Below are 5,765 nucleotides of genomic sequence, written 5' to 3' on the forward strand. Positions count from 1 at the left end.
TCTTCGCCTTCCCGCGTTTCTTATCAAAGCAGGCGGCCAGAATGCGTTCCTACTCGACGGTTTACTGTTAGGAGCCGGGATCGTCTCTATCGCGATCCTCAATGCTTCGTACTGACATTTCGGTAGACTATCGAGACGCAGAAAAGTCGCTCGGTCGCCGAGCGTACTTCCACTGCCATATCGGGCCGTTCGCCTGAAAAAGCGGAATCCCTGGCCATCCCGGCGAGCGTCTGCGTCGCCTCGACTTCGGCGGCTTTTTGACTTGGCAGGTTTAAGCCTTCCTCGTCTGCGAACAGATTGCGGCCGCTTTGGATGTCGAAGAAATAGCGTTCCATGAAGCGCTCCTCTTCCTTTGCAGGCGCGGGAACGTCTCTCAGCCACTGGCGCCTACGGACTGAGCCTCGGCCGGTGATCAAAGTATAATAACTCGCGTTACTGAAGGTTGCTAGTGGTCCCCTGGGGCGACTTGGAGCCGCTTCATGCACGCAACTTGGCGATGGTCGGTCCATAGCTCGATGATCTCGTGAGCGCCTAGGTATCCCTCAGCACGCTTCTTCGCCTCTTCGTCACTATGACTCGTGAACTCATAGGTTGCCCGCGCGACACCTGTGGCATCGACAGCGAACGCAACGTAAAGCCTAAGTCCTTCGGTCATTTTCGCATAATTTAAGGAAATGGTGGCCCAGACGATTATGGCTCCTCCAAAAAATGGGCTCAGCGCCGCAAGTATACACTGAGGGCACAGGTGGAGTCGTCGCGCTCCAAATCATGCACCCGGCTTCACTTCACCGCATTAGCCTATGTAAAGCCGGCGACAAGCTCGAGAACGATTTCGTCGTGATCCTGAAGGCCGGACGGTCGGCCGGATCAGATTGGCGACCGAGCGCAGCCCGCCATTTTGGACCTACGCAGTCACCGTCCCGCTACCGGGAGGCGCTACACCTGGAAGGCGCCAAGAGCCGCTTCCGCCAGCCCTGGGAGCGGTTCTATGCCGGTCTTGAGCGGAAGAAGAACTCTGGCACCCAAGACGCGGCTAAGCGGCGCTTAGACGTGGCGAGGGATGATTGATGATTGTTTATTTTCATGCCGCGAATGCGACGCGGTTTATTCTGCAACTCAAGGGCGTGGGTCCGCTCCAATGATGTACTCGGGCACTTTCGAATGTAGACGATGCGGGGCTTGGTCCATCCATGGGCCGGTCCTACAGTTACTCAAACTGGACGATGGTCCGATTCCAAGCTCCGCTTCACGCGAGCGACGACTCCAAAGCTCGATAGTGCCCATCCGTTCGCGGTGTCGACGGCTCCGCAACGCATCGCACTCAGGGCGCATATAAGAAGCCGTTCGGCCGCCAAGTAGGTGAGGAATGTCCCCGCTGCGGTGGATTGGACGCCTACCGCGCTGGCGCCGTCGATGCCCTGCTCGGCATGCACACCGACGATTCAGCCATCCATTGTGGCTGCGGCGGCATGAAAACGCTGACGGGCTCGAGCGCACTCAGGGCTTATTAGGTAGATCGCCTTCGACCTACCCCGCTTCCGCCTTAGAAGATTTCGAGCCATCGCAACCAAACGACGCCATCGTCTCGTATGTGACGAGCGCAGGCATCGTCCGCGCGTGAATTTGATCAGACTGGCAAAATCATTGTGTTGAGGTGCGGTCCAGAGAACGTCAGCAATTGCGGTTCAGAGTAGACCATTTGCGTAATGCCGTTCAGCCAACAGGTGAAGCACCCAGATTAGATTTCCCGCCTCATCAGTGACGTCCATCCGCCATTCCTGGCCTGGCTTCACTGCCATCCATGTCCTGGAGGAGTTTTCCAGCAGTGATCGTGGCTTCCTTCCAGGCGGCGTCGCTGTCGGGTTCGCCAATTTCATCGGGGAGCTCCCGCTCCCCCTTCTCGATGTGAAAGAAATACCGCGGCATTCCAGGCGACCGATGGGAATTATTGCGCTGATTTGATGGGATAATTTTTGACTCCTGCACTGGTTCCAGGCGTATGATGAGGCCCAACCGGAAACCTCTGTCTCGAACGGTTGACAAGGAACCACAGATGCCGATCGAGATGATGATCCGCAAGCTGCGGCAGCATTCTGAGTTGCCCACCGAAGATATCGGAGCGCTCCGCTCCCTCGTTACGTTGGTGAAGAATTTCCCGGAAAATACGCCGATCATTCGCGACGAGGAGCTCAGCACCCAATGCCGCGTGATCCTGAGCGGCTTCGCCTATCGATCGAAAGTTTCGGAGGACGGCAAGCGGCAGATCCTTTCGTTTCACATCGCGGGCGATATGCCCGACCTTCATGGCCTGCCGCTGAAGCGGATGGACCACGACCTGACAACGCTTTCGAAAGCGCGGCTTGGTTTTATTGATCACGACGCGCTCGAGCAGACCCTTATTACCCGACCGGCTTTAGCACGCGCGCTCTGGCGCGAGTCGCTTGTTGACGCCGCCTTGTTCCGGCAATGGATCGTCAATCTGGGCACACGATCGGCATCGGGACGCATGGCCTATTTGATTGCCGAACTGCGCCAGCGGCTTGGCGCGATGGATTTGGTCGCTAACGAGCAGTTTGACTTTCCAATCACTCAATCGAAACTCGCCGACGCGCTTGGACTGAGCGTCGTGCATGTCAACCGCGTCCTTCAGGCATTCCGAGCCCAAGGCATTCTTGATTTGAAGCGCCACGTCGTCACGCTTGGCGACCTAGAAAAGATTGTCCAACTCGGTGGATTTGACAGCCTCGATCACATTGAACGCTAAATAGCGCAACCCCGCTAGCAGTGCGTACGCATTGGCAATTAGCTCGCAAGTGTAACGGTCATGAGCACCTTGGACGACCAGATAAAGTCGGCCGAACAGCACGTTCAGGACGGTCGCCGGATCGTTGCACAACAGCGCGAAAGGATTGCAAGCGGCAAGTCTTTCAATGAGGCCAAAGCCCTCGAATTGCTCCATACCTTCGAGCGGACATTAGCGATATTGGAGGCCGATCTGGCTCGGCTATTAGCGGACCGAGATTCAAACTGAGGTGCCACGCTTTGCGAGGATGATCCACCCGAGGCCATAATAGGCCCTCGAAGCGTTGGACAAGGGACGGTCGGTTGCCGTTCTCAAACGAAGCGGTCCCAACCCGCCAACCCGAACGATACGGGTTTTCTTCCAGCAGTCGGTGGGCGCCTTGTCTGGCTGGAAGCGTCGCATAGACGCTTTGTTTGTCTGATCGATCCTCCCTAGCGGCCGTCTGCTAGCGAGGCTGATCTCGGGCTCCGAAAAAGTCAGCGCCACAGCGTCACCTCCGTCCGGGCTCGGCATCCCGCGCTTGCGCATGTCATCCCTGCTCTCGAGCACAGGCGGCCGTCGCTGGTGGATTGGGGCCTAAGGCTGTCACTTTCGGGCAACGAGAAGTGAGAGCCCTCCAGCGCGTCTTCAGATCTGACCACCACATTCGGTTGAGCGCGATCGCCGAGTGCGCTGCGCCGGGGAGCGATATTCGATGGGCTTTAGGCCTCGGGATCGAGCTCGCGGCCGTCGGCATCGTGATCGGATTGTTTTCGAAACCGGCCGCTGCCTAATACGCCAAGGTCAATGCGATCGTGGCTGCAGCGATTGGCATTCTAGCACTCGTTTGGGCCGTGGTTCGCGGCATCGTTGCCGGAATAGGAACGGAGCGACATTTTTTTTCGTTGTTGTGAGATGCGCGCCTTCCCGATTGTTCATTTAATCGCAGGACGACGCACTTTTCCGTGCGGAACGCGCACCTTTCAATACCAAAGGAAGGTAAACATGCGAGCGCCTCGAATCTTACTGAGCTTTGCATTAGCGTTTGGTTGCCTCACCTTACAAAGCACCGCGTTTTCGCAAGAGTATAGGGGAACGTGGGAACAACAAAGGGCCTGCACGCCCGACGTCTGGCGGCTATGCGGCGCGCAAGTCCCGGATGCGGGCAGGATAGTGGCTTGCTTACGTCGAAATGCTTCACAACTCAGCGATGGGTGCCGCGCGGTATTTGCACAAGGCGACAATGTGCCCAGACGTGGTGAGGATCGAGACTACCGGCAAAGGCGTTACGATCGAGATGGTCCGAGACGTTACGACGAATATGGGCCAAGGCGTTACGAGGACGACGACGAATAATAGGGATGGTCTGCACAATTTAAGGCAAGGGACGAAGCGCCAAAGAGGCCGCAGCGACCGCAGCCTCGGTTCAGTCATCTCTAGACATTCTCCCGTCATGGCTGGTCCCCCACGGCCGGTTGCTACGGTGTGTTTGATTGCCGATGGAACCTGTAGCGAGCAATCATGCAAGATTTCACGCGGCGAAATCGGACGCCACCTCGGTCGGCCTCAACTGCTGCAATGACGGCCGGCGCCTTCGCTGTTTGGGTCGCCGTAAAGTGAAGAGGCCGCCAGGGCTGGAAGAACAGGGGCGCCGCTGGGACGTTTATTTCGAGCCCGGCGCATCTTTTTAGGCGCAGTGGTCGCCCTGACGCAAGAGAACGACCCCGGTGTGGGCGGCACGCCGGGATCGCCATTCTCACTCCCGACCGGGTTCGGGGGACCTGACAAGCCGGGAGCAACCAGACTACGCCCAATATTGGCCACGCGTTCCTGCGACCTTGGATGTACTGTGCACCTCTAGCAATTACGCGAGCTGTCAAAATTAGGACACTTGTCAAACGTAGGTAACCCGGGGCCGCCAGCCCAGCCGTCAGCCAATTGATAGGTCCCGCTTGAGGTTGCCCGCCAGGAGGCGGCGGGGCGAACGGAAGCCCGCGCGCCCGCCCGCCCGCCAGTTATCATCGTTTCGCCGGCGGCCCACTCTTGTTGCCGGGCAAGCCTTTGACGTTCGATGAATCTTGTTGTCGGACATGCTCATTTTGAGGATTAGAGCCGACCGTGTTTTGGTTAGCGGCCGGCCCGTTCTTGTTTCCAGGCGCGCCGCTGATGCCTGTGCCGGAGTTTTGCGCGCTGGGGGAGTTTGCGTTTGCGGACCCCGTCTGTCCGGGAGGCATTGAGGCTGATCCAGGCTTGCCTTGCTCTCCGACATAGCCAGACTCACCTGAATTTCGTGTCTTGATGCCCTTGTCCGCTTCGTTTTGCTGGTTCTGAGCGATGGCGGTTTGAGCGATCAGCGGTCCGGTTGTCACGACACATGCAAATAGCAGTGCGAGGGTATAGTTTCTCATCGGCTTCCTCCTTGGGTTAGCCCTAAGAGACACAACACGCGCGGGGCTCATCATTTCCTCCGAAACGAAAATTCTCAATGGCGCGAACCTGCGCCCACCTCTTGTCGGCCTAGGTGGTGTGGAGACTTATCGCATCCATAAGACGATGGCTGCGAGAGTGACGACGGCCAGGTAATTTCGGGCCGTTTTTTCGAAGCGGGTTGCGACGCGGCGGAACTGCTTGAGCTTTGAGAAGCAGCATTCGACGAGATGACGCTGGGCATAGAAATGCTTGTCGAGTGGATATTTGAGCGCGCGTGACGGGTTGTTGGGGATCACGGCGAGCGCGCCTTTGGCGGCGATGGCTTGGCGCAAGTGATCGGCGTCATAGGCCGTATCGGCCATGACGACCTCGGCGGATAGCCAAAAGGTCCCGCCTCATTCCGCTTCCTCCGTATACGTTCATTTCGAAGCATAAATCAGACCAAGCCCGACAAGCACGGTTGAGCGCCATATGCGGGGAAAAACCGATAGAGCCCTAATTCGGAACCGCAACAAGCTGCTCTAATTTGCGGCCGTTGCCTAGCAAATCACCT

At 57.7% G+C, this 5,765-nt stretch carries 5 protein-coding genes and 1 pseudogene; 2 read left to right on the top strand and 4 right to left on the bottom strand.

The annotated features are described in order from the left end of the window. Positions 1 to 98: 98 nt before the first annotated feature. Positions 99 to 335 carry a hypothetical protein gene (locus tag K359_RS60535; protein WP_084518844.1) on the bottom strand — a complete coding sequence of 79 codons (237 nt, stop codon included), beginning with the start codon at positions 333 to 335 and terminating at the stop codon, positions 99 to 101. Positions 336 to 1,755: 1,420 nt separating this feature from the next. Beyond that, positions 1,756 to 1,926, bottom strand: a complete 171-nt coding sequence (locus K359_RS56245) for a hypothetical protein (protein ID WP_245284945.1) — start codon at positions 1,924 to 1,926, stop codon at positions 1,756 to 1,758. A gap of 127 nt (positions 1,927 to 2,053) precedes the next feature. Between K359_RS56245 and K359_RS0146610 the strand changes: the two genes are divergently transcribed. Then, positions 2,054 to 2,764, top strand: a complete 711-nt coding sequence (locus tag K359_RS0146610) for a Crp/Fnr family transcriptional regulator (protein WP_029085107.1) — start codon at positions 2,054 to 2,056, stop codon at positions 2,762 to 2,764. Between the two features lie 60 nt (positions 2,765 to 2,824). Next, the gene (locus tag K359_RS0146615; protein ID WP_029085108.1) at positions 2,825 to 3,031 is read left to right on the top strand and encodes a hypothetical protein; all 207 of its coding nucleotides are present in this window, start codon (positions 2,825 to 2,827) and stop codon (positions 3,029 to 3,031) included. A 1,769-nt stretch (positions 3,032 to 4,800) separates the two neighbouring features. On the opposite strand, the gene K359_RS66605 is transcribed toward K359_RS0146615, so the two are convergent. Together K359_RS66605 and K359_RS56250 are read right to left on the bottom strand one after the other, a co-directional pair. Beyond that, the gene (locus tag K359_RS66605; protein ID WP_084518846.1) at positions 4,801 to 5,016 is read right to left on the bottom strand and encodes a hypothetical protein; all 216 of its coding nucleotides are present in this window, start codon (positions 5,014 to 5,016) and stop codon (positions 4,801 to 4,803) included. A gap of 300 nt (positions 5,017 to 5,316) precedes the next feature. Then, a pseudogene (locus tag K359_RS56250) lies at positions 5,317 to 5,592 on the bottom strand (IS5/IS1182 family transposase); the annotation flags it as partial. Positions 5,593 to 5,765 lie beyond the last annotated feature (173 nt).

This window comes from Bradyrhizobium sp. th-b2, assembly GCF_000426785.1.
In the GTDB taxonomy this organism is placed as follows: Bacteria; Pseudomonadota; Alphaproteobacteria; order Rhizobiales; family Xanthobacteraceae; genus Bradyrhizobium; species Bradyrhizobium septentrionale.